Source organism: Candidatus Palauibacter australiensis (assembly GCA_026705295.1).
Lineage (GTDB): Bacteria > Gemmatimonadota > Gemmatimonadetes > Palauibacterales > Palauibacteraceae > Palauibacter > Palauibacter australiensis.
Map to the genome: position 1 here is coordinate 15725 of JAPPBA010000161.1, position 23514 is coordinate 39238.

At 70.0% G+C, this 23514-nt stretch carries 21 protein-coding genes; 8 read left to right on the top strand and 13 right to left on the bottom strand.

Features of this window, described 5'->3' with window-relative positions:
* Nucleotides 1–43: 43 nt before the first annotated feature.
* From OXN85_13435 to OXN85_13460, 6 genes are all read right to left on the bottom strand, one after another.
* Entirely contained in the window at nt 44–1480 is a 1437-nt protein-coding gene (locus OXN85_13435) for an amidohydrolase family protein (GenBank protein ID MCY3600963.1), read from the bottom strand.
* Nucleotides 1481–1528: 48 nt separating this feature from the next.
* Entirely contained in the window at nt 1529–3778 is a 2250-nt protein-coding gene (locus OXN85_13440; GenBank protein ID MCY3600964.1) for a multicopper oxidase family protein, read from the bottom strand.
* A complete protein-coding gene (locus OXN85_13445; protein ID MCY3600965.1) occupies nt 3775–4566 on the bottom strand; it encodes an SDR family oxidoreductase in 792 nt (263 codons plus the stop codon). The genes OXN85_13440 and OXN85_13445 overlap by 4 nt, the downstream gene beginning before the upstream one ends.
* Entirely contained in the window at nt 4566–4946 is a 381-nt protein-coding gene (locus tag OXN85_13450) for a cupin domain-containing protein (protein MCY3600966.1), read from the bottom strand. Before OXN85_13450 ends, OXN85_13445 begins: the two co-directional genes overlap by 1 nt.
* A gap of 70 nt (nt 4947–5016) precedes the next feature.
* Complete coding sequence (locus tag OXN85_13455) at nt 5017–5820, bottom strand: hypothetical protein (GenBank protein ID MCY3600967.1); 804 nt, start codon at nt 5818–5820, stop codon at nt 5017–5019.
* A 107-nt stretch (nt 5821–5927) separates the two neighbouring features.
* Complete coding sequence (locus tag OXN85_13460; GenBank protein MCY3600968.1) at nt 5928–6599, bottom strand: hypothetical protein; 672 nt, start codon at nt 6597–6599, stop codon at nt 5928–5930.
* Nucleotides 6600–6771: 172 nt separating this feature from the next.
* Between OXN85_13460 and OXN85_13465 the strand changes: the two genes are divergently transcribed.
* The 5 genes from OXN85_13465 (at nt 6772) to OXN85_13485 (ending at nt 14912) form a co-directional block, all read left to right on the top strand.
* On the top strand, nt 6772–9462 hold the full coding sequence (locus tag OXN85_13465; protein ID MCY3600969.1) for a PIG-L family deacetylase: 2691 nt from the start codon (nt 6772–6774) through the stop codon (nt 9460–9462).
* On the top strand, nt 9459–9605 hold the full coding sequence (locus OXN85_13470) for a hypothetical protein (GenBank protein ID MCY3600970.1): 147 nt from the start codon (nt 9459–9461) through the stop codon (nt 9603–9605). Before OXN85_13465 ends, OXN85_13470 begins: the two co-directional genes overlap by 4 nt.
* A gap of 19 nt (nt 9606–9624) precedes the next feature.
* Nucleotides 9625–11328, top strand: coding sequence for a sodium:solute symporter (locus OXN85_13475; GenBank protein ID MCY3600971.1), 1704 nt, complete (start codon nt 9625–9627; stop codon nt 11326–11328).
* Nucleotides 11329–11479: 151 nt separating this feature from the next.
* Nucleotides 11480–13147, top strand: coding sequence for a formate--tetrahydrofolate ligase (locus OXN85_13480; protein ID MCY3600972.1), 1668 nt, complete (start codon nt 11480–11482; stop codon nt 13145–13147).
* A gap of 22 nt (nt 13148–13169) precedes the next feature.
* The gene (locus OXN85_13485; GenBank protein ID MCY3600973.1) at nt 13170–14912 is read left to right on the top strand and encodes a transaldolase; all 1743 of its coding nucleotides are present in this window, start codon (nt 13170–13172) and stop codon (nt 14910–14912) included.
* Between the two features lie 45 nt (nt 14913–14957).
* Here the strand turns inward: OXN85_13485 and OXN85_13490 are convergent, their stop codons facing one another.
* Nucleotides 14958–15680: a methylated-DNA--[protein]-cysteine S-methyltransferase gene (locus OXN85_13490; GenBank protein MCY3600974.1), complete on the bottom strand. Its 723-nt coding sequence runs from the start codon at nt 15678–15680 to the stop codon at nt 14958–14960.
* A complete protein-coding gene (locus OXN85_13495; GenBank protein MCY3600975.1) occupies nt 15677–16219 on the bottom strand; it encodes an RNA polymerase sigma factor in 543 nt (180 codons plus the stop codon). Before OXN85_13495 ends, OXN85_13490 begins: the two co-directional genes overlap by 4 nt.
* Nucleotides 16220–16443: 224 nt before the next feature.
* On the opposite strand from OXN85_13495, the gene OXN85_13500 reads away from it, so the two are divergent.
* On the top strand, nt 16444–17595 hold the full coding sequence (locus tag OXN85_13500; protein ID MCY3600976.1) for a hypothetical protein: 1152 nt from the start codon (nt 16444–16446) through the stop codon (nt 17593–17595).
* A 130-nt stretch (nt 17596–17725) separates the two neighbouring features.
* Complete coding sequence (locus tag OXN85_13505; protein ID MCY3600977.1) at nt 17726–19957, top strand: FecR domain-containing protein; 2232 nt, start codon at nt 17726–17728, stop codon at nt 19955–19957.
* 21 nt (nt 19958–19978) lie between these two features.
* Here the strand turns inward: OXN85_13505 and OXN85_13510 are convergent, their stop codons facing one another.
* Genes OXN85_13510 through OXN85_13520 form a run of 3 tightly spaced genes read right to left on the bottom strand, consistent with a single transcriptional unit; the run spans nt 19979 to nt 21636 of the window.
* Nucleotides 19979–20254 carry a peroxidase gene (locus tag OXN85_13510; protein MCY3600978.1) on the bottom strand — a complete coding sequence of 92 codons (276 nt, stop codon included), beginning with the start codon at nt 20252–20254 and terminating at the stop codon, nt 19979–19981.
* A 48-nt stretch (nt 20255–20302) separates the two neighbouring features.
* Nucleotides 20303–20548 (bottom strand): hypothetical protein, encoded by a 246-nt coding sequence (locus OXN85_13515; protein ID MCY3600979.1) that lies wholly within the window; start codon nt 20546–20548, stop codon nt 20303–20305.
* 59 nt (nt 20549–20607) lie between these two features.
* The gene (locus OXN85_13520; protein MCY3600980.1) at nt 20608–21636 is read right to left on the bottom strand and encodes a proline racemase family protein; all 1029 of its coding nucleotides are present in this window, start codon (nt 21634–21636) and stop codon (nt 20608–20610) included.
* A gap of 140 nt (nt 21637–21776) precedes the next feature.
* Between OXN85_13520 and OXN85_13525 the strand changes: the two genes are divergently transcribed.
* The gene (locus tag OXN85_13525) at nt 21777–22400 is read left to right on the top strand and encodes an aquaporin (GenBank protein ID MCY3600981.1); all 624 of its coding nucleotides are present in this window, start codon (nt 21777–21779) and stop codon (nt 22398–22400) included.
* On the opposite strand, the gene OXN85_13530 is transcribed toward OXN85_13525, so the two are convergent.
* Nucleotides 22397–22789: a VOC family protein gene (locus tag OXN85_13530; GenBank protein MCY3600982.1), complete on the bottom strand. Its 393-nt coding sequence runs from the start codon at nt 22787–22789 to the stop codon at nt 22397–22399. The genes OXN85_13525 and OXN85_13530 overlap by 4 nt on opposite strands.
* A 41-nt stretch (nt 22790–22830) precedes the next feature.
* Nucleotides 22831–23514 (bottom strand): thiamine pyrophosphate-dependent enzyme (locus OXN85_13535; protein MCY3600983.1); only part of this gene is annotated, 684 nt, incomplete at its 5' end.

Genomic DNA, 23514 nt, shown 5'->3' on the forward strand with positions numbered 1-23514 from the left:
TTCATTCCTCCCTCGACGGGTCCCTTGTCGTCGGATCCCTCGGTCACCGAATCCCCACCATCCCCTTCACGGAGTCGATGAGCTTCTCGGAGTCGTAGCCCACGCCGTCCTTGAACACGACGGTCACGTTCCTGATGATCGCGGCGTCTGACTCGAGGTCGCCCCGGAGCACGACGAGATCCGCAAGCTTGCCGGCCTCGATCGTTCCAAGCTCGTCGTCCACGCCCATGATGCGGGCACCGTTCGCGCTGACGATCCGGACGACCGTGGAGGCGTCGAAACCCGCTTCGATGAGAAGCTCGTAGTTGCGCTGGTCTCCGAAGCCCGCGATGGCGCCCCCGATCCCCGTCGGGTCCACGCCCGCCGCGAGCACGCCCCCGGCCTCGACGAAGCCGCGCTCAAACGCCATGTGCTTCTGGAGGTGCGCCTCCGTCATCGGCCACTCCGGGTTCGCCTCGATCGCGTCGACCGTCTCCAGGTAATCCTCCCGCACCTCGGGAGCCATCGCCTCGAGCGTACGCTCGTCGAGGACGGCGCGTCCCTTCGTCATGGGCTCGATCACGGCCATCGTCGAGGTCATCCCGACGTCGTTCTCGACCATGGAGAGGATCAGCGCCCGCGCAATCTCCCCCGTCGGGTCCCCCTCCTCTCCCACGGTGACCATCGAGTTGGGCGGACACTCGTCCGGCTGCTTGCGCGGATCGAAGTCCGTCGCCGTCCCGAAGCCGTGCTCGATGTTGTCCATCCCCATATCCACGGCTTCCTGGAAGGTGATCGAGCAGATGTGCCCCGTGACCCGGAGGCCCTGCGCGTGCGCTTCCTCGATGACGGCGGCGAGTTCGGCGCGGCGGATCGTCGTGTACGCCTTGATCCAGGAGGCGCCCTCCCCGGCCCAGTAGCGGACGAAGCGGCGCGCTTCCTCGGGCGAGTTCACCTGCGCCATGTCGCCCAGGGCCGGGTTGGGCCCCGTGACGTACGGCGCGGTCACGTGCATGCGGGGTCCCGGCGCCAGCCCGCGCTCGATGTTCGACTTGACGTTGAGGTCCGCGTAGGGCGAGACGCTGCCCGTCGTGCGGATCGTCGTGACTCCCGCCGCGAGATAGAGGCGCGGGGAGGAGATGTTGCCCTGAGCCATCCGGCCCCCGGCGCCCATGAAGAACATGTGGTTGTGGAGCCCGATCATCCCCGGGATCACGGTGTGCCCCGGCAGTTCGCGGACCTCGGCGCCCGGCGGGATCTCTACCGCGCCGGCGGGACCCACGGCGGCGATCCGGTTCCCCTCGATCACGACGGTCTGGTTCGTCCGGGCGCCGGACCCGGTCCCGTCGATGACCTTGACGCCGGTGAGGGCGACCGTCGGCCCGGCGATGGAGACGAACTCGGAGGTCGCGTCGCCGAGTTCGGCCGCGGACTGTCCGGACAGGTGAGCCGGAGCGAGAAGGGCCGCGAGCGCGACGGGGGCCGCGATGAACTTTCTCATGGGAGACTCCTGTGAGTTGGGCCGTTCAGGGCCCCAAAACGTACCGCGTCACGGCTCCACCGTGAACACCATCTGCATGCCCGCCTCCAGGTGCTCGGCGATGTGGCAGTGCAGCATCCATTGGCCGGGGTTCGAGAGTTCGAGCAGGAGGTCGACCGAACCGCCCACGGGGACGACCACCATGTCCTTCCAGGCGAGGTTGTCGTGCGGCACGCCGTTCGTGGCGAGGGCGAGGAAGCGCTGGCCGTGGATGTGGATCGGATGCTGCATCTGGTGCAGCGTCTCGCGGCGGCTCCGGATCCTCAACTTGACGACGTCGCCCACCCGGAAGGTCCACCGGATCGCCTCGTTCTCGAGCCCCGTGGAGGGCTCGCGCAGCGTCCACGACACGTTTTCGGGCGTCGAGATCAGGTTCATCATCGGCATCGTTCCCGACCACTCGACCGGGTGGAAGTACGCCGAGTCCACCTGCATGAGACGCTCGACGACGAGCGGGAGGCCGCGCGTCGACATGTCGAGTTCCAGGGTGAGGTCCACCGGCCGGTCGAAGAGGGGGCGGTAGGGCGCGATCTCGTCGCGCGCGCGCACGTTCTCCCGCAGCGCCTCGAAAGTCGCGCTCAGATCCGGCGTGGCGTCGGCCGCGCCGACGCGAACGACGCCCAGCGTGTCCTCCTCCGGGAAGAAGCTGCCGCCGATGTGGTCGATCCCCTGCACCCGGTTCAGAAGGGGGTATCTCCCGCTCTCGGGGAAGGCGACGTGCACGATGTAACGCTCCGCCGGCGCGATGATCACGCTCTCGACCCATTCCTCCCGCTCGAAGTTGCCCACGTCGGCGCCCACGAGCTTCATGGGCGCTCCGCCGAAGGAGAGGTTGAACGTCCGCGTGTTCGACGCGTTCGTGAAGTAGAAACGGACGACCGAGCCGCGCTCCACGTCCAGCGCGTAGTCGGGCCTCCCGTTCACCAGCATGGTGTTGCCGAAGCGGCCCATGAGCGCGTGGGTGGCGCGCTCGAGACCGAAGGGGACGATCCCGTGCTCGCCCAGGAGCAAGTCGTCGAGCATCACGACCTCCTCGCGGTGGACGGGACTGAAATAGTCGGGATCTTCTGACCGGACCATGAGGTTGCCGGCCAGTCCCAGGTCCTGCTGGACTTCCTCGCGGTGGTGCGGGTGGTACCAGTAGAGGCCGGGGTCGGGGAAGTGCACTGTGTAGCGGAAGCTCTCGCCGGGGGCCACGATCTCCTGCGTCAGGCCCGGGACGCCGTCGAAGCGGTTGTCGAGCCGCAGTCCGTGCCAGTGGATCGCGGTCGGCCAGTCGATGCGGTTCGTAAAGCCGATCGTGACCGTCGCGTCCTCGGGGACCCAGAGGAGGGGCCCGGGGATCTGTCCGTTGAAGCCGTAACCCAGGAGTTCGCGGCTGCCGATGCGGCGGCGCACGTAGACGGCGTCGAGGGCGAGCGAGTCGCCGTCGGCAAGTTCGATCAGCTCGCGGGGGCGGGCGTCGACGATCTCGCCTTCCCAGCCGTCTCCCGGCAGCCAGGGCTGCACGTCCGGCCGCAGCTCCATGAGCGACGGGAGCATCATGACCCCTTCGGGCATCGGCACGCCGCCCCACGCGTCGTCCATCGCCATCTCGCCGGGGGGGGTCCGCGAGGCGCCCAGCGCGAACTCGAGGAAGTCGGCGGGCTGCATGCGGCTGGAAGGCGACTGTGCTCGCAGCACGTAGGGACCCTCGGGCTCCGGGCCCAGTCCCCCGGCCGCGCCGGGTTCCGCGCCGGATTCCGCGCCGGATTCCGCCGTGACCAGGATGAGGAACTTGTTGAATTCGACCTGCCCCACCTCGGCGCGCCCGCGCGCCGGAACCTCCCCGAGCCGCTCGATGGGCCAGAGCACCTGGGTCGACGCCCAGGCGACGTAACGGTCGTACGGACCGAGCGTGGACGGGGGCGGAAGCTCCGTCGAGATCACGGCGTCGTACAGGAGCCGTCCGTCCGGCGTCACCCCCACCGAGAACGGCCCCGGGGGACGGCGCAACTCGACCGTGCCGGTCGCGTCCGGGACGCGGGGCGTCGGGAACAGAGCCATGCAGTACAGGTCGGGGCTCGCCGCTTCCCCCTGCTCCGCGCCGGGCGTGCAGGGAGAGGCCTCCTGCCGAGCCTCCCGCGGCGGCGACATCCCCGGGGGCGCCTCGCCCACCCACAGCCAGAGCGCCCCGCACAGCGCCCCGGCGGCACCCAGCGCCGCGGCGGCGGCCGGGCCGGCGCCGCCCTCCGATGACCGCCGGGCCCCGGGGGTCACTGGAGGGACCGCGTGCGGCCCCCGTCGACGGCGATGGAAACGCCCGTCACGTAGCTGGCACGCTCGGAGGCGAGGAACGCCACGACTGCGGCGAACTCGCGCGGGTCGCCGAGACGTCTTGCGGGGATCGCGGCGTTCCACCCCGCCTCCACTTCGTCGGTCGAGATGCCCCCGGCTTCGGCGCGCACGGCGGCCAGTTGCTCCAGCCTCGCGGTGCGCGTGAAGCCCGGGAGCACATTGTTCACCGTCACGCCGAACGCAGCGACCTCATTCGAAAGGGTTTTTGCGAATCCGGTCACGGCGGCGCGGACGCTGTTGGAGAGGATCAGGCCGTCCACCGGTTCCTTTACGGCGACCGACGTGATGTTCAGGATCCGCCCCCAGCCGCGCTCCTTCATGCCGGGCAGGACGGCGCGGGTGAGATCGAGAGCGCTCTCGAGGTTGAGGCGTACGGCCGCCTTCCACGCCGCCCGGTCGTGGTCCTCGAACTCCCCCGCCGGGGGCCCGCCCGCGTTGTTCACGAGGATGTCCACGCGTCCGAAGCGGGTCATTGCCGCTTCGACGAGGCCGGCCACCGCCCGGGGGTCCGACAGATCGGCCGGGATCCCGACGACATCGCCGGGCCCGCGTGCGTCGGCGGAGGCCGCGGCTTCCGCGAGCGCCGCCTCCCCGCGCGCGCACATCAGCAGGTGCGCCCCTTCGGCGGCCAGTTCCTCCGCCACGGCGCGGCCAAGCCCCTTCGACGAGGCGGCCACGAGGGCGACGCGGCCCGCGATCCCGAGGTCCATCAGTCGTCCGTGTCGTGAAAGTAGGAGTCCGTCCCGTCGAGCCAGTCCGCACGGGGGGGACAGAAAATGTCGAGATCCAGTGTCTTTTCGAGCGCGACGGCCTTGTGTGGGACGTGGGAGGGAATATGGAGGATCTCGCCCGCCCGTACGACGACTTCGTCGCGCCCGTCCTCGCCCAGCCAGAAGTGCAGCGCGCCCTCGAGGATGTATGTGAACTGCTCATTCTCGTGCGAGTGCGTGGGAACGACCGCGCCCTCCTCGAGCAGGACCTGCGCGATCATGGCCCGGTCTCCCGTCACCATGCGCCGGCCCAACTGCCCGGTCACGCGCTCCCACGGCAACTCGTCCCAGCGGAAGTGCCGGGGCTTCGCTTCGCTCATGACGTTCCTCCTTGCGGGGTAGCTCCCGGACTCGCGCCCGGGCCTGTTCGGGGGACGGACGATGTGCCGCCTACCGATTCCCGGCAAGCGTCCAGGCAACGCCCGCGCGCATATTCCAGTCGCCGCTCATTTCGGTCGTTCCGTGCCCGAACCCGCCGTCGACGGACACCGGTCCCCGTCTCCACTCCACCGTGGCCCGGAGTTCGCCGAGGTCGCCCGTGCCCGGCGGCGACACGCTTCTTGTACTGGACCGCCCGCGGGCCCCGACGGAGAGCCGCCAGCCGGGGGCGGCGTCCCACAGCGCTTCGAATGCGTAGGCGAACGCGTCGTTCTGCTCGAAGGGCTCGACCGGTACCTCCAGGATGCCGACGCCGAACCAGCCCGTGGCGCGCCAGCGAGCCGAACCCCACGAGAAGAGGGCCGCGATCGTGATGTCCGTCGTGTTGAGCCCGATCCCCCGGGTTTCGTCGGAGTTCGGGAGCCTCACGCCCAGATGCCCCCCCGCCGAGAACCCCGTGGCTCCGCCGATGGGCGCGAACGACACCGCGAGTTCGAAGTCGCCCACATCCCGGGAAGTACCCTCGGCGAGAGAAGGGTCGAGCTCGATGGAAGGGACCGGATCGCGCGTCTCGATGGAGAGCATCTTCCGGGCCGCGCCCTTCAGTTCGAACACGACGCGCGGTCCGATCGCCCAGGCGGCGTGGAGTTCGGGAAAGGCCGTCAGATCCCCCCCGAGCCCCGCCAGCGGGAAGTCGGCGTTCGCGGTACGCGAGACCCCGACGCCGAGCAGGACCTCGCCGGACCGCGCGCCTCCCACCGGCTGCACGAGGGCGTCGCGCTTGAGTTGCCCCTCGGCCGGAATCGCCACCGCCACGGCGACGGCCGCGGAGAGAACGCACGAGAGCCCGACGCGCGAACGCCGGGCTCCCGGGCACTGCGGCGAAGCGGACCGCCGGCGCGGCGCCGGCCGGTCGCCGGGGCTCAGCTTCGAGCCGCCTGCATGACGTCGTTCACATAGCCGTCCAGTCGCGCCATGACCTCGATCGTCTCGGCCTGCGTCTCGGCGTTGGCCAGCTCTCTCACCAAACTGAGGAGCAGTCCACGGACCGCCGCCGCGTCCCCGCCTCCCATCGCCGGGGCTTCGGCCGCGGGGGCCGGAGGTGCAGCGGCCGGTGCGGGCTCCGCCACCGCCGGTGCGGGCTCCGCGACCGCTGGCGCGGCGGGCTTCGGAGCCTCCGCGGCGGCAAGGCGCCGCTTCACCTGGAGCGGGTACTTCGCATGGAACTGTCGGGGCGACAACTCGGCCACCGAGGCGTCGATCTCGCAGGCCCCCGCAAACAACTCCGCGTTCTTCACGCCGGGGTTCCTCTTGAGCACGCGCGTCACGTATGCCAGCACCGCATCCGCAGCGCCCTTCGAGGCACGCGGTCGCCGCGCCGCTTTCGCTCTGGCCGGCGCCCGAACCGCGCGCCCCGGGCCGGCTCCGGCCAGACGACGCTTGACCTGCAGCGGATACTTCGCGTGGAACTGCCTCGGGTTCAGCTTCCCGATGGTCTTGTCTATGAGCTTCGCTCCTGCAAAGAGCGTCGCGTTCGAGACGCCGGGGTCCTTCTTCAACTCCAGCTCTATGAATTCCATCACGTTCTCGTTCATTATGCCTCCTCCTGCGGAGCGGTGCGCCGGACCATAGATGCCGCGGACGCATGTTTGCGGTGTGTAATGAACCATAATCTCCCGCGGTGCACTGCGCGTCAACTGTAGAGTAGACGATAGATGTGCGGACCCCCGCTTTCTGCGACCACCGCGTGGGCGTAGCTTCCCGCCCATGCAACCTCGATCGATGTCCGCCGCGATCGCCCTCCTGGCGTGGTGTCTGCTCCCGGCGGTCGCGTTCGCCCAGGGGTCGCGTCTCCCGGGCGCGATCGAAGCGGGACTCATCCTCCGGCAGCTCGATGGAGTGAAGAGGGTCCTCGTCGTGGCGGCGCACCCGGACGACGAAGATACCGCCCTGCTGACCACGCTCGCGCGCGGCTGGGGCGTGGAGGCCGCCTACTTCTCCTTCACGCGAGGCGAGGGGGGGCAGAATCTCATCGGCACGGAACTCGGCGCGGGACTCGGCATCATCCGCTCGGGAGAACTGCTGGCTGCCCGCACGATCGACGGGGCGCAGCAGTTCTTCGGCCGCGCGTTCGACTTCGGCTACTCGAAGACGGCGGAGGAGACGTTCACGAAGTGGCCGCGCGAGCGCGTCCTCTCCGATCTGGTGTGGACCATCCGGCGCTTCCGGCCCCATGTGCTCGTCTCGATGTGGAGCGGAACGGAACGGGACGGCCACGGGCACCACCAGGTATCCGGCCTGCTCACGCGAGAGGCCTTCGACGCCGCCGGAGACGCGACGCGGTTCCCGGAACAGGTCGCGGCGGGAGTGGCGCCCTGGGCGCCGCTGAAGCTGTACCGCCGCCCCCTCTTCGAACTGGGCGCCACCGCGATCGAGATCGAGACGGGCGCCCTCGATCCCCTGTTCGGCCTCACGCACCACCAGGTCGCGATGGACAGCCGCAGCCAGCACCGCTCGCAGGACTTCGGCACGGCCCTGCCGCTCGGTCCCCGCACCACACGGCTCTCGCTCGTGTCCTCGCGGGTTGGCGGCTCTCCGACGGAGCCGCTGCTGGCGGGGATCGACACGACGCTGGCAACTCTGGCGGCCGAGCTCGACGAGACCGCGCGGGCGGATCTCGGTTCGTACCGGGAGGCTGTCGGCCGCGCCGGCGGCTCGCTCAGCGCGACGAGGCCGGAGACCGCCCTGCCCTTCCTCGCCGAGGCGCTGCGGCGACTGGAGCGGCTCCGCGCCGGCGCGCCCCCCGCGGGGGAGAGTGAGCTGCGACGCGAACTCGACCGACGCGCGCGCCTGCTGATGCGGGCGATCCTCGCGGTGGCCGGAGTACGGATCGAACTGCGGGCGCGGGACGATGTCCTGGTCCCGGGGCAGACCGTACTCGTCGAGGCGCGCGTCTCGAGTGGGGCCGGGGCGGCCCTGGAACTCGCCCCACCCCTCATCGAGGCGCCCCCCGGGTGGTCGGTGGAGAGCATCGGCCCGGACGTCGAGACGGAGCCCGACGATGCGGGCCCCTTCGCTCGCTTCTTCCGCCAGCCGGAGGTCGTCTTCGACCCGGCGGCCCGGGCGCGGATCGAGCCGGGGGAACTCGGGCTGTGGCGCTATGCCGTCACCGTGCCCGCGGACGCGCCGCCGGCCTCTCCGTGGTTCCTTGAACATCCGCGGGACGGCGACCTGTATCAATGGCCTGCGGAGCCCGGCCTGCGCGCGCTCCCCTTCCGGCCGCCTCCCCTGCTCGGCCGCGTGGCGGCGGTCGTGTCGGCGGCGGGCGAACGATTCGACGTCGAGGTCGCGGATCCGGTGCGTCATCGGGACGTGGATGGCGTTACGGGAGAAAGCTGGCGGCCGCTGCAGGTGGCGCCCCGCATATCGGTGGCGGCGACGGCGCCCACGTTGATCTGGCCCGGCAACCGTCCGGGGTCACGCGTCATCGCCTTCCGGATCTCGAGTTTCGCCCGGGACGTGACGGCGGGGGAGATCGAGCTCGATCTGCCGCCCGGATGGCGCGCGGCACCCGAGACGACGGCGTTCGAACTCGCCGGAGAAGGAGCGGTCCGGACGGTGGGCTTCACGGTCGAGCCTCCTGCGGGAGACGCGGAAGGGGAGTTCTTCGCGCGGCCGCGCATCCGGATCGCCGGAGCCGAGGTTCCCGCCACGCACGCGACGATGATCGACTATCCGCACATCGAGCCGCGGCTCCTGACCGGCGACGCCGCCGTGCGCATCGTGCGCTTCCCCGTTCGGGTCGCGGACCGGCGCATCGGATACGTGATGGGTTCCGGCGACGACGGGCCCGAAGCCATCCGGCAGCTCGGGCTCGACGTCGAACTCATCGAACCGGAGGACTGGGAGGCCGATAGGCTCGACGGGTTCGACACGATCGTGCTCGGGATCCGGGCTTACGAGGTGCGCGAGGACCTCATCGCGGCCAACCCGGAACTGCTTGCGTGGGCGGAGCGCGGAGGCACCGTCGTCGTCCAGTACAACCGCTACGAGTTCAACCAGGGGGCGTACGCACCGTACCCGATCTCGATCGGCCGCCCCGCCCCCCGCGTCACGGAGGAGGACGCCGCCGTGACGCTCGCCGACCCGGCTGCGCCGGTGCTCCTCGAGCCCAACCGTCTCGGCCCGGCCGACTTCGAAGGCTGGGTCCAGGAGCGCGGGCTGTATTTCCCCGATGCGTGGGACGAAAGATACCAGGCGCCGCTGGAAATGGCCGACACGGGAGAACCGCCGAGTCGCGGCAGCCTGCTCGCCGCCCCGGTGGGTCGCGGACTCTACATTCACACGTCGCTTTCCTTCTTCCGGCAACTGCGCGCGGGGGTGCCGGGCGCCTTTCGTCTGTGGGCGAACCTGCTCTCTCTCGACGGGAGCCGCTGGCGCGAGATCGCCGCCCAGTGACGGAGCACCGGGACGAGAACGAGGGCCGGATCGGTCCCTTCCGTAGCTGGCGCGCTCTGTATGTGTCGGTGATCGTCTATACTGCCGGACTCATCCTTCTCCTCTATCTCGCCACGCGTCTGCTCGACTTCGGAGTGCCGTGAGCAGTTTCGACGGAGTGCCGTGAGCGGCCTCGACTGGGTCGTCTTCGCCGTCTATTTCGGCGCCGTCGTCGCCTTCGCCTGGCGGCAAAGCCGGAGGAACCGCGGCGTCGAAGGCTTCTTTCTCGCCAACCGCCGGCTGGGCTGGGGCGCCATCGGCCTCTCCGTGATGGCGACGCAGGCGAGCGCGATCACGTATATTGGCACGACCGGACAGGCTTTCGACGACGGCATGGAGTTCGTCCAGTTCTACCTGGGCCAGCCGATCGCCATGGTCATCCTCTGCGTCGTATTCGTCCCCTTCTTCTATCGCTCGAAGGTCTTCACCGCCTACGAGTACCTCGAACGCCGCTTCGACCCCAGAACCCGGTCGCTGACGAGCTTTCTCTTTCTCGTGTCGCGCGGACTCTCGGCGGGGATCGTCCTCTACGCCCCGGCCATCGTGCTCTCCGTCATCATGGGCTGGGACGAGCGCGTGACGATTCTCGTCATGGGACTGATCACAATGGCCTATACGATCATGGGAGGCATCACGGCCGTCATCTGGACGGACGTGCTGCAGATGATCGTCATGTTCGCCGGGATCGGGATCGCGATCGCGGTGCTGTTCTCGACGCTGCCGGAGGGCGTGGGCGTCGGCGACGTGGCGTATATCGGCGGGATCCATGAGATGTGGCGCAGCATCGACCTCTCGTGGGACCCGACGAATCGCTATACGCTCTGGTCCGGACTCATTGGAGGACTCTTTCTCGCCCTGGGCTACTTCGGGACCGACCAGAGCCAGGTCCAGCGCTATCTCACGGCGAGTTCACTCCGCCAGAGCCGCCTTTCCCTCATCTTCAACGCCTTCGTCAAGGTTCCGATGCAGGTCTTCATCCTCGCCATCGGCGTTCTCCTCTATGTCTTCTATCACTTCGAGCGTCCCCCGCTCGTCTTCAATTCGGCGGAGGCCGCCATGGTCCGGGAAAGTCCCCGCGCCGGCACCTTCGCCGAGCTGGAGGCGGAGCACGAGCGGACGCACGAATTGCGCCGCGAAAGCACCCTGGCGGTGCTGGAGGCTCGCCGCGCCGGCGACGACCCCGCGGCGCTGCAGGGCCGGATCGCGGGGTACGATGACGAACTGGCGCGGTTGAGGGAGGCGTCCAAATCGCTCGTGTCCGAGGTGCGCGGGTCTTCGTCGAACGATGTGAACTATGTCTTCCCGTCCTACCTCATCTCCTATGTCCCCGCCGGTATCCTGGGACTGCTGATCGCCGTCATCTTCGCGGCCGCGATGTCTTCGCTGGACTCCGAACTCACGGCCCTGTCCAGCGCCACGGTGATCGACTTCTATCGGAGGTACGTGAAACCGGAGGGGACGGACGCCCACTATCTGCTCGTGTCGCGGCTCGCCACGTTGGGGTGGGGCGGATTTGCCGTGCTCTTCGCGCTCTATGCAGGCCAGTTGGGATCGCTCGTCGAAGCGGTGAATGAAGTCGGCTCGATCTTCTACGGCGCGCTCCTGGGCGTGTTCCTCCTCGCCTTCCTGGTGAAGCGGGCGACGGCCGCGGGCGCCTTCTACGGGCTGATCTTCTCGATGCTCGCCGTACTCGCCGTGTCGCGCTTCACGGAGATCGCATGGCTGTGGTACAACGTCGTGGGAACGCTGGCGGTTCTCGTCGTCGGCCTCGTCCTCCGCAGGCCGGAGCCGCCGGCGCCGCGAGGGTCAGCCGCCCCGGCGGGTTAAGGGGCTTCACGGCAGGCGCGATACGCGGGTACGGTTTTCCACGGGCGGCGCGAGCGGTAGAGTCTCCGCTCGGAAATACGCCGACGCACCCCGAATCCCTTCCGGGGAACGGCTCACGGCAACCTCATCGAACCTTAGCGGGATGACACGGATGCTCACGGACGTACAGATCGCCGAGGCCGCGACGCCACGGCCCATCGGGGAGATCGGGGCGAAGATCGGGCTGGGCCTCGATGAACTCGTGCCATACGGCCACTACAAGGCGAAGGTCGGCCCGGAGTCCATCTTCGAGCGTGAGCCCGGCTCGGGCCGGCTCGTCCTCGTCACCGGCATCACCCCGACGGCGGCGGGCGAGGGCAAGACGACCGTCTCCGTGGGACTCGCGGACGGTCTGCGCCGCGTAGGGGCCAACTCGGTGCTCTGCATTCGCGAGCCGAGCCTGGGCCCGGTGTTCGGCGTCAAGGGCGGCGCCGCCGGCGGGGGATACTCGCAGGTGATCCCGATGGCGGACATCAACCTCCACTTCACGGGGGACCTGCACGCGATCACGTCGGCGCACGCGCTCCTGTCGGCGGCGCTGGACAACCACCTGCAGCAGGGGAACCGGCTCGGGGTCGACCCGCGCCAGATCACATGGCGGCGCGCCGTCGACATGAACGACCGGGCGCTGCGGAACATCGTCGTCGGGCTCGGGGGCCGGATCAACGGGGTGCCGCGCGAGGATGGCTTCATGATCACGGCGGCCTCGGAGGTGATGGCGATCTTCTGCCTCGCCGCCAGCCTTGAGGATCTGGAGGAGCGGCTGAGCAGCATCATCGTGGGGTACGACTACGGCGGGGAGCCGGTGCGGGCGCGCGAACTGAACGTGGCGGGCGCCATGACCCTGCTGCTGCGGGAGGCGATCGGACCGAACCTCGTTCAGACGCTGGAGGGCACGCCGGCCTTCGTCCACGGCGGGCCCTTCGCGAACATCGCCCACGGCTGCAATTCGCTCATGGCCACGCGGGCCGGATTGGCCTTCGGCGACATTGTGATCACGGAGGCGGGGTTCGGTTCGGACCTCGGGGCCGAGAAGTTCTTCGACATCAAGTGCCGGACGGGCGGACTGAACCCGGAGGCCACCGTGCTCGTGGCGACGATCCGCGCCCTCAAGCTGCACGGCGGGGGCGACCGCACCGCGCTCTCGACGCCGGATCCCGACGCGGTCCGCGGCGGGCTCGCAAACCTCGGCGCGCACGTCGAGAACATCCGCGGCTTCGGCATCGAGCCGGTGGTGGCGATCAACGTGTTCGCGACGGACTCCGACGAGGAGGTCGCGGCGGTGGCCGAAGCGTGCGAGGAGCTGGGCACGCCCTGGGCTCGCTCCGATGGCCACGCGCTGGGCGGCGCCGGCTGCGAGGATCTGGCCCGCGCGGTCCTGGCAGCGCTCGACGCGGGGACGGCCGCCTTCGCGCCGAAGTACGATGCCAGGGCTTCGATCCGGGACAAGATCGAGGCGATCGCGCGGAAGGTGTACGGAGCGGACGGGGTGGACTATGCGGCGCGCGCTTCGAAGGACATCCGGCAACTCGAGGCGGCCGGGCTCGGGGACACGCCGGTCTGCATCGCGAAGACGCCGAACAGCCTGAGCGACGACCCGGCGCGCCTCGGACGGCCGACCGGCTTCCGAATCACGGTTCAGGACGTGCGTCCCTCGGCGGGGGCGGGCTTCGTCGTGGCCAGGGCGGGCACCGTCATGACGATGCCTGGCCTCCCGCGCGTGCCCGCCGCGGAGGGGATCCGGATCGTCGAGGACGGGAGCGTGGTCGGGCTCTTCTGAGCCGCCTGAAACGCCTGGGACGATGATCGAGATCGACCTCTCCGCCGGCGCCCACACGGAGGGTGTGGAGCGCCGCCTCCGGGAATGGGACGCCGAGGACGCGGTGGCGCGGCTCTGGCGGCGGGATCCGGCGCTGTGGAGCGCGGACGCGGACACGCCCGAACTGGCCGACCGGCTCGGCTGGCTGGACCTTCCGGAGACGTCTCCCGCGGGGCTCGGCCCGCTCGAGGAGTTACGCGCAAGCGTGCCCTTCTGGTTCACCGATCTCGTGCTGCTCGGCATGGGGGGATCGAGCCTCGCGCCCGAGGTGATCGCGCGGACGATGCCGGGCGAGGGGCTGCCGCTCACGCTCGTGGACACCACGCACCCCGGTGCGCTCCGCGACCTGGAGTGGCTGCGCCCCGCGAACACCATCTTCGTCGTCTCCAGCAAGTCGGGCACGACCGTCGAGACGCTCTCGCTCTTCCGCCACTTCTGGTCGCGTACCGCAGAAGTCGTGGAAGATCCCGGGGCACACTTCATCGCGGTCACGGACCCCGGGTCTCCCCTCGCCGAACTTGGCCGCGAGCGGGGATTCCGCGCCGTGTTCGAGGCACCCACCGACGTGGGGGGCCGCTTCTCGGCCCTCAGCCCCTTCGGCCTGGCGCCGGCGGCGCTCGCGGGCGCCGATGTCCCGGCTCTTCTCGCGGAGGCGGCCGAGGCCGCGGATGCCTGCAAGGACGAGGCCCACCTCAACCCGGGCTTCCTCCTCGGGGCGGCGCTGGGGGAACTCGCGCTCGCGGGGCGCGACAAGGTCACCTTCCTCGCGGCGTCCGACTGGGAGGCGTTTCCGGACTGGGCGGAGCAACTCCTCGCCGAGAGCACCGGCAAGGAGGGCCGGGGCATCGTCCCGGTCGTCGCCGAGCCGCCGAGGCCGCCGGACGAATACGGCGAGGACCGGGTCTTCGTCGGCCTGCTCCTCGGCGGTGACGCGGCGCGCGAAGCGGAGCAATGGGGAGAAGCCGACGAGACGCCGGACGTCCTCGACGCGCTCCAGGCGGCCGGCCACCCGACGCTGCGCATCCAGCTCGAACGGCCCGAGGAACTCGGCGCCCTCTTCTTCGTCTGGGAGGTGGGCGTGGCCATGGCCGGAGCGGCTCTCGGCATCCAGCCCTTCAACCAGCCCGACGTACAGCTCGCCAAGCGCCTGGCGCGTCGGGCGATGGCGGGCGACGGCGGGCCGGATGCGGAGCCGACGGAGAACGAGACGGTCACCGATGCGGATGAGATCGACCTCGTCTGGGAGGTGCCTCAGTTCGGACACGCCCCGCCCCGAACGCCCGTGCCCCCCGACCTGGATGGGATCCGCGAGCGGCTGGAGGACTTCGTGTCCGCGGTGGCCTCGACGGACTACATCGCCGTACAGGCGTTCCTCGCGGGAGGCGAGGCGGAGGAGGGGCTGCTCGGGACGCTGCGGGCGGCCCTCGCCGCGGCCACGGGGGCGACGACCACGCTGGGCCACGGCCCCCGCTTCCTGCATTCGACCGGACAACTGCACAAGGGGGGGCCGGACAACGGCGTCTTCCTTCAGCTCGTCGACGATGCGGGCGAGCACGTCCACGTCCCCGAGACGGACTTCACCTTCCGTCAACTGATCCGGGCCCAGGCGCTGGGGGACATCGAGGCCCTCGGCCAATGCGACCGCCGGACGCTGCGGGTCCGCGTCGGCGGCCCCGAAGGCCTCGGCCTGCGCCGCCTGATCCAGCTCGTCGAGGAGTCCGCCTAGCAGTACGCCACGGGTCGGCCTGGTACGCCGCGGGTCCACGGGTGGTCAGGCGAGCGGCATCTCGGTCTGGTCGTGGGGGTGGAGGAGATCGGTCCGGCCCTCGATGTCGAGGAGGGCGCGCTTGTAGCGGAGTCCGCCCGTGTATCCCCCGAGCGTCCGGTCGGTCCGGACGACCCGGTGGCACGGCACGATGATCGGTATCGGGTTCCGGCCGAGCGCGTTGCCGACCGCGCGCGATGCCTTCGGACGGCCGATGCGCCTGGCGATCTCCGTGTACGTCACGGTCTCGCCGAACTCGAGTCCGGAGGCGGCGTCCAGCACGGCCCGCTGGAAGTCGCCAAGTCCCGTGAGGTCGACGAAGAGATCGAAGCGAGGGCGGCGACGGCCGAAGTACTCCGTCAGTTGCTCTTCCGCGGGGCCGAGTCGGTCGGTGTCGCGCACCACGGGGATCGACGGGTACCGGTGTTCGAGGCCGGCGACGAACGCAGCGTCGCTCTCGTCCTGCCACGAGAGCGCGACCAGCCCGGCGGCGCTCGCCGCGACGCGCATGGCGCCGAAGGGCGAATCGAAGCGGCGCCAGCGGATGACCGGGCCGTCTCGGAGGCGCTCCGCGGAGCGATGCAGGCCCCGGTATGCCACCGCACGCTCCCGACAGGCCGGGCAGGCCGCCATGCGTTCGGCGAGCTTCAGAGCGGCGTCCGCATCCAGGTCGCCCAGGATCCAGGCGAGCACGTCTTCTTCGCGACAGGTCGTGCAACGTCGAGTCATATCGGCCCCTCTTCGCGCCACACCTCGGCGAGGTCGCGGCGCAGCTTCTTCATCCCCTGGTAGACGTTGGCTCTCACAGCCTCGGGAGAGGCCCCCATCCGGCTGGCGATCGTCGCGTAATCCAACTGCTCGATCCAGCGGAACCAGACGGCGTCCCGTTGCCGCCGCGGGAGTTCCGCGACCCCCCTCCGGACGCGCGCCGCGGCGGCTTCGGAGAGCCGACCCAGCGCCGCATCGGCCGCGGGAAGGGCCCTCGGCTGCAGCTCGCCGGAGTGGGCCGCGAGCAACTCGGAGCGCCGGCGGCGCATGGCCAGGCGGTCGAGCGCCCGCCGGGTCGCGACCCGGTACAGCCACGCCCGAATGTTCACGGCGTCTCCCGCCTCGGGCCGCGCGCCGAGCGCCGTCACCCACAGGTCCTGCACCACATCCCGGGCCTCGTCCGCGCTGCCCAGCATCCCGGCTACGTGGCGCTGCAATTCCGGACCGAACCGCTCGGACCAGTCGTGCACCCGCCGTTCCGGCTGCGCAGCTGTGGTCATCCGCCTCGGCTCCACCTCTCCATCCCCCTTCTCCGTCGTTCTCTGTCCTTACAACGTATCGCCACTGAACCCGTGAAAACGGGACGCGTCGGCCCTGGCCGCGCCGGAACTGGCCGCGCGAGCGCGTGAATCGTACCGTGTGAGCCCGCGGCCCAACCGGGCCTGAGGAGCACAGCGGCGGCGGGCGCGCCGTCGGACATCCGATCGGCAAGACCGAGGTTCCCTTGAAATCAGCACAGTTCGGATCCGTATCCACCCCGACCTGCGTCGCCGTCTCGCTCGCGGCCGCCTTCTTCGCGACGGCCTGCGCCGGTAACGCCGGAGAGGAAGCCGAGGCCGCGACCCCTGAGGACGGCGTAGAGAACGGTGCGGAGAACGCCGCCGTGAGCCGCGATCCGCTCCCGGAAGAACGGCGCTTCGCCAGTCTGGCTCAACTCACCTTCGAGGGGGAGAACGCCGAGGCATACTACTCTTCGGACGGACAGCGGCTGATCTTCCAGCGCCGCCACGCGGGCGAATACGAGTGCGACCAGATCTTCACCATCGGCGTCGAGGGCGGCGACCGGAAGCTCGTTTCGACGGGACTCGGCCGGACCACGTGCTCGTACTTCTTCCCGGACGACTCGCGGATCATCTACAGCTCCACGCATCACGTGGCGCCCGAGTGTCCTCCGCCACCGGACATGCGGCGCGGGTACGTGTGGCCGCTCCACGACTTCGACATCTACACGGCGAACCCGGACGGTTCCGACGTCCAGCCGATCTTCTCGAGTCCCGGCTACGACGCGGAGGCGACCCTCTCTCCGGACGGGTCGCGGGTCGTCTTCACCTCCACGCGCGACGGAGACCTGGACATCTACACGATGAATCCCGACGGCTCCGACGTCCGGCAGCTCACCAACGAACCCGGATACGATGGCGGGCCCTTCTTCTCCCCGGACGGATCGAAGATCGTCTACCGGGCGAGGTACCCCGAGAGCGAAGAGGAACTCGCGGACTACCAGGCGCTCCTGGCCGACGGGCTCGTCCGGCCCGGCGTGCTCGACATCTACGTGATGGATGTGGACGGCTCGAACCGGGTGCGTCTCACGGACAACGAGGCCGCGAACTTCGCCCCCTTCTTCCACCCGAGCGGCGAGAAGGTGATCTTCGCCTCGAACCTGCACGAGGACGATCCCCGCAGCCGCAATTTCGACCTCTTTCTCGTGAACCTGGACGGCACGGGGCTGGAGCAGGTGACGTTCAGCGAGCACTTCGAGAGCTTCCCCATGTTCAGCCCGGACGGCCGTTATCTCGTGTTCGGATCGAACCGGCACGGATCCCACCTGGGCAACACGAACATTTTCATCGCCGAGTGGATCGAAGACCTCCCCTGATCGACCGGCTGCCCCGGCGGTCCGTGGCTGCCAGTGACCGACTTCGCCCGCGGACCGTCTAGTGTCTGAAGACAGTCCCGGCGGCGAACCGGCCGTCCGGGGCGGGGATCGGAAGACACGGGAGCTTGGGATGCGGTTCGCAAAGGCGACAGGAAACTCCGGAGCGCCCCGGCGGTTGCGGGGCCGGCGGCGGGTGTGGGCGGTCGGGATGGCGTGGGGCGTCTCGTTCGCCGTGCCCCCGGTCTCCGCCCAGGAGGCGGAGACCCCGATCGATTATGACGCCGCGATCGCGCAGAGCGGGATCGACGGCAGCTACGGATACCTGCGCGCGCTCGACGGGTCCGCGACGCTCATCCAGGGAGACACCCAGGAGCGCGTCCAGCTCGCGGTGAACGAACCCATCCTCGCCGGCGACCGGATCTTCGCCTCCGGTGAATCGCGCGTCGAAATCGTGCTCGCCGACGGGAACCTCGTCCGGATCGGGGACGGGGCAGAACTTCTGTTCCGCGCGCTCGCCAACTCCGCGGACACGAACGACCCCGCCTCCATCCTCGAGCTCATGCGCGGATCGCTGCAGCTCGTGGTGGCCGCGAATCCACCGGGCTCCGAGTGGCCCTCCGTAATCACGCCGAACGCGACGATCCTGCCGCGGGGAGCCGGTTCCTTCCTGATCGTCGTCGACGACGAGCGCCGCAGCGAGGTCGTCGTGCGCGAGGGGCTGGCGGAAGTCACGACACAGACGGAACTCGCCGAGGTCCGCCGCGGAGAGAGCCTCTTCGTCGAGGGCGCGCGAGGTGACCGGCTCCGCTTCGCGGCGGCCCCGGGTCTAGATCGTCTGGAGGCATGGGGTCAGGGGCTCGGCAACTACGCGGGCGGGGAGTATACGGCGCATGTGGAGCCGGATCTCCACTACGCCGCGTCTTCGCTCGAGGGACACGGGTCGTGGGTCGACGTGGGAGCAGGTGTCGCCTGGCGTCCGCGCGTGTCCACGGGCTGGGCGCCGTACCGGCACGGGCGCTGGCGACACACACCCAGCGGGATGTTCTGGGTCTCGTACGAACCGTGGGGCTGGGTGCCCTACCACTACGGGTACTGGGATCTCGATCCCGACTGGGGCTGGATCTGGTTCCCGGGACAGCGTTTCGCCGTCGCGCACGTGTACTGGTACTGGGGCCCGAGCTACGCGGGCTGGATTCCCTCGGGCTACTACTGGCGCCACTACCGGAACTACTACGGGAGCGACTGGGGCTTCCACTTCGGGGTCTACGGACACATCGGGGGCGGCTTCGGGCGCTATCGGCACTGGACTTTCCTGCCGCACGGCCGCCTCGGACACCGGCGACAGCACTTCTACTCGGTGGGCGGTTCGAACTTCGGGCGCGGACGGAAGGCGGTTGAGCGCGGCGTGCTGCTGACGGACTCCCGCCTGCTCGGGCGCCAGGCGCAGCGGAGACCCGCGCAAACGCTGGCGAGCTTGCGGCGCGCGGTGTCGCGTGACGGGAGAACGACCGTCAATGCGGACGGCTTCATCGATCGCGGCGCGGGTCTGCCGCGGGAGGTCGAACGCGTCGTGCTGCGTGGGCGCGATGGGCGGTCGGCCCGCCCGCGCGACGCGACCGCCGGGGCGACGAGCGGCAACTCGCGGACGGCCGGCTCAGCGCCGGTCCGCGTGACCAGGCGGTCGCCGGAGGCCGGTACGTTGCGGCTGGAGCGGTCCGGCGTTCAGGGGACGACGCGGACCGGCGTGCAACGGGCGACGACGCGGACCGGCGTGCAGCGCGCGACGCCGCCCGCGGCCGGGACCGGCGCCCGCCCGGCGATCCGGCGGCCCACGGCGCGGGAGCGGAATGTGCCCGACGCCGTGAGACGACCGGCCGTGCGGCCCACGACGCGCACGGGTTCCGGCGGCGTGCAGCGCGCGTCCCCGGCGAGGCCGACCGTGCGGTCCGCGCCGGCGCGGCCGGCGGCGCGGCCCACGACGGCGAGGCCGTCCCGGCCGGTGGTGCGGCGCCCGCCGTCGACGACGAGACCCGTGACCCGGCAATCCGCCCCGCGGTCATCGCGGCCGGCGGCGCGGCCCTCCGGACCTTCGAGGTCGAGCGGCACCGTCAGCCGTTCCAGCGGCGGGTCCCGATCCGGGGGTACGGTCCGCCGATCCGGCGGCAGCTCCCGATCCGGGGGCGCGGTCAGCCGCTCCAGCGGCAGCTCCCGATCCGGGGGTGCGGTCCGCCGATCCGGCGGCAGCTCCCGATCCGGGGGCGCGGTCCGTCGCTCCAGCGGCAGCTCCCGATCCGGGGGCACGGTCCGTCGCTCCAGCGGCAGCTCCCGATCCGGGGGCACGGTCCGCCGATCGGGCGGCTAGCAGGAGCTTGACGGGCCGAGATCAGGGATCCGGCCACACGGCCGGGTCCCGCTCCATCTCCGGCTCCGGTTCGACGCCGAGTGCCTCGACCATGCGCACATAGTAGTTGAAGAAGCCGACGATCTCGGTCGCGGTCAGGATCTGCGCGTCAGTCCAGCCGACCTCCCGCAACCCGTCGATGTCCCGACGAGCGGTGGAGGTCGGCTCGCGCGTGATCGCCACCGCATAGTCCATCAGTCGGCGCGTCTTCGCGTCGAGCGCCGCCGTCCGATAATCGATCCGGATCGCGCGCGCCAATTCGTCATCTCCCGTGGCCTGACGGAGATCCTCTCCGTGCGCCTCCGTTCAGTAGAAACAGTCGAGTTCGCGCGAGGTCACGGTCGCGAGCATCTCGCGCACGTCCCGCCCTAGCGGTCCCGGCGCCAGCATCAACGCCTCGTAGAGCTGGATCGAGGCGCGCATCACGGGCGGGTTCAGGCTCTGGATGCCGATCACGTTGAAGACGCGCCCCGCGCGGCGGACGGCCTTCTCGTACTCGCGGGCGAGAAGCCCGTCCGCTTCGTCGGGAGCTACCGTCTCGATATGCGGCATCTTGCCTCCTGCAGGCGACGGATCCGGGGTTCAGAACCAGCTCGTCGGCGGGCACCCGCTCAGCGTACGAGGAAGCCGTCCCACCACGGATCCTCCGGATCGACGAGGAACTCGTGGCGGCCCGTAACCCAGGCCCGGCCGCCGACCTCCGGCACGACGGCCGCGTGGCCGCCGACTGTCGTCGTGTCCACGACGCGGCCGCTGAACCGGCCGCCGATGATGCTCTCGACGATGATCTCCGAATCGCCGGAGTACTCCCCGCGCGCGCGAAGGATGGCGAGGCGGCCGCTCACGGCGGTCCCGGTCGGACTTCGGTCGAGTTCCCCGTCCGCGAAGATGCAGACGTGCCGCGAGTGGTGTGCGGCGTCGGCCGCCGCCCCCGTGAACACGGTGCCGTAGAGAAACCCGAGATCCGGATCGTCCGGATGCGAGATGTGATCCGCGGCGGACGAAGATACTGCGTGTGTGATCCGGCGACCCGCTTCGATGAGGTCGGCGCCGCCGCCCGGAGTGAGCGAGAGCCCGAGCGCATCTGCATCGACGTAGGCGTAGAAGGCCCCGCCGAAGGCGAGGTCGTATGACACCGTACCCAGCCCCTCGACCTCCACGGCCCGCCCCAGCGCGGGCGCGAAGGACGGCACGTTGAGGAACCGAACCTCCCGGACCCGCTCGCGATCCAGGATGGCGGTGGCGCGCACGAGCCCGGCGGGCGTGTCGATCGTCACGGGCCGCTCCCTGCCCGACCCGTCGATCCAGCCGGCTTCGACGGCGATCTTCGCCACGCCGATGATCCCGTGACCGCACATCGTCGAGTAGCCCTCGTTGTGCATGAACAGGACGGAGAAGTCCGATCCGGACCGCACGGGAGGCATCACGAGGCAGCCGTACATGTCCGCATGCCCTCGCGGTTCCCACATCAGCGCCCGGCGGAGTTCGTCGTGGTCCGCCCGCGCGACGCGCCGCCGGGCGAGGACCGTGTCTCCCTCCAGCTCCGGGAAACCCGCCACGATGACGCGCAGCGGCTCTCCCTCGGTGTGGGCGTCGATCGTCTCGATGCGAAGCCAGTGTTCGGGCGCGGTCCAGGTCATGTGAACTCCTCGGTGAAGCAGTGGCCCCCGTCGACGGGATCGTCGTATGCTGGCGTCGCTGATCTTACGCCCCGCCGCCGAAGTCCGCTTCGGTGGCGGCTCGCCGTGCCGCACGATGATCGATCGCCAAGGGGGAAGGCATGAGACCGAGGTCCGTCGCCGCCGAACTCGTGGGCACGTTTGCGCTCACGCTTTCCGCCGTGATCTCCATCAACAATGCGGGTTTCCCTATCCCGGCCCCGGCGATGGCGGGACTCACGCTTGGGGTTCTGGTTCACCTTCTCGGGCCTGTCTCGGGCTGCCTGCTCAACCCGGCGGTCACAATCGCCATCTGGTCGATCGGGAAGATCGAGGCGAAGGACGCCGGCTCGTTCATTGCGGCGCAGTTTGCGGGGGCCGGACTGGCCCTCGCCCTCGGAAGCGTCCTGTTCGCAGATCCGGTCCCGCTCCCCGTGGACGCGTCCGCCGGCACCGGCGTGGCCGAGATGCTGGGGGCTGCACTCCTCGCCTTCACGATCGCGGCCGTCTTCCTGGACCGCATCCCCGACCGGCTGACCGGCGCCGTCATCGGCGCGGCGCTCGTCGTGGGAATCTCGTGGGCCGCCCACGGATCGAACGGTGTTCTCAACCCGGCAGTCGCCCTCGGGATCGGGTCTTTCTCGCTCGCCTACGTTTGGGGGCCCGTCGTCGGCGCCCTGATCGGCGCACAGCTGTCCCGGTACGTGTGTGACCCGGGCGGCCGGACGACACGCGTCGACGGCTAGCGGTCGGAGAGGTCTTCGCCCTCGGGCGGGTCCGGTGCCTCGCCCTCCGCGAGACCTCGGTAGAAGGTGAGCCCGTTCATGTCGAGGTCGTAGAAGGCGAATTCGCGCGTGCCCCAGGGCGTCCGCCGCAGGGTCGTGCGCTCGTGGAAGACCCCCTGTTCGCGGTATTCGTCGAACAGGTCCTCGACCGCGGGCACGACGAAGCGAAGCATGGGCCGCTCCACGCGGGACCACTCCTCCGCATCGTGCCACTGGATGTGCAACTCGATCCCGTCCCGCCTCACGCCGGCGTACCCCGGATCGCGAGTCGAATCGGCGAAGGCGAGTTCGAAGCCGAGCCGTCCGACGTAGAAGCCGATCGCCGCGGCGACGTCCCGCGACGGGAGCACGGGCTGCACCGCCTCGAGGCGGGCCGCCCGCTCCTCGGCGGCTATCGGTAGTTCTCCATCAGAGCGTCCAGCGCTTCAGCTCCAGGGCACAACTCCTCGAAGGGGAGGTTCCACAGCGGTCGCTCGACCGTCTCCAGCACGTCGTGCAGGTCCCTCGACTCCGGGTCCACGTAGAGGAGACCCGTCGGAACCTCGCCCGCGTTCTGCCGCTCGCGCAGGTAGCCGTACACGGCGTCCCTGTCCGTCGCGTCGTAGTCGCCCTCCACCTGCCGGAAGCGGATCACGCTGCCGTCGTGCATGCGGACGTCGCGCACGTCGGCGGACCCTATGTCGGCCGTGATCTCGTCCGCCGGGGGGACGAAGTCCTTGGGGGCCACGAACGCGGCCTCGACCGCCTCGCGGAAGTGCTCGCGCGTGTAGGCGTAGCTCTTCGTCGACCCCACGTGGTCGTTGAAGGTCACGCACGGCGAGATGACATCGACGAGGGCCAGACCCGGGTGCCGGATGCCCGCTTTGATGATGGGGACGAGCTGGTTCTTGTCGCCGGAGAAGCCGCGGGCCACGAAGGTCGCGCCGATCGAGAGTCCGAGCAGCACCGGATCGATGGGGGGCTGTTCGTTCGGGACGCCCCGCTTCGACTTCGAGCCCATGTCGGCGGAGGCCGAGAACTGGCCCTTCGTCAGGCCGTAGACGCCGTTGTTCTCGATGATGTAGAGGAGATTGAG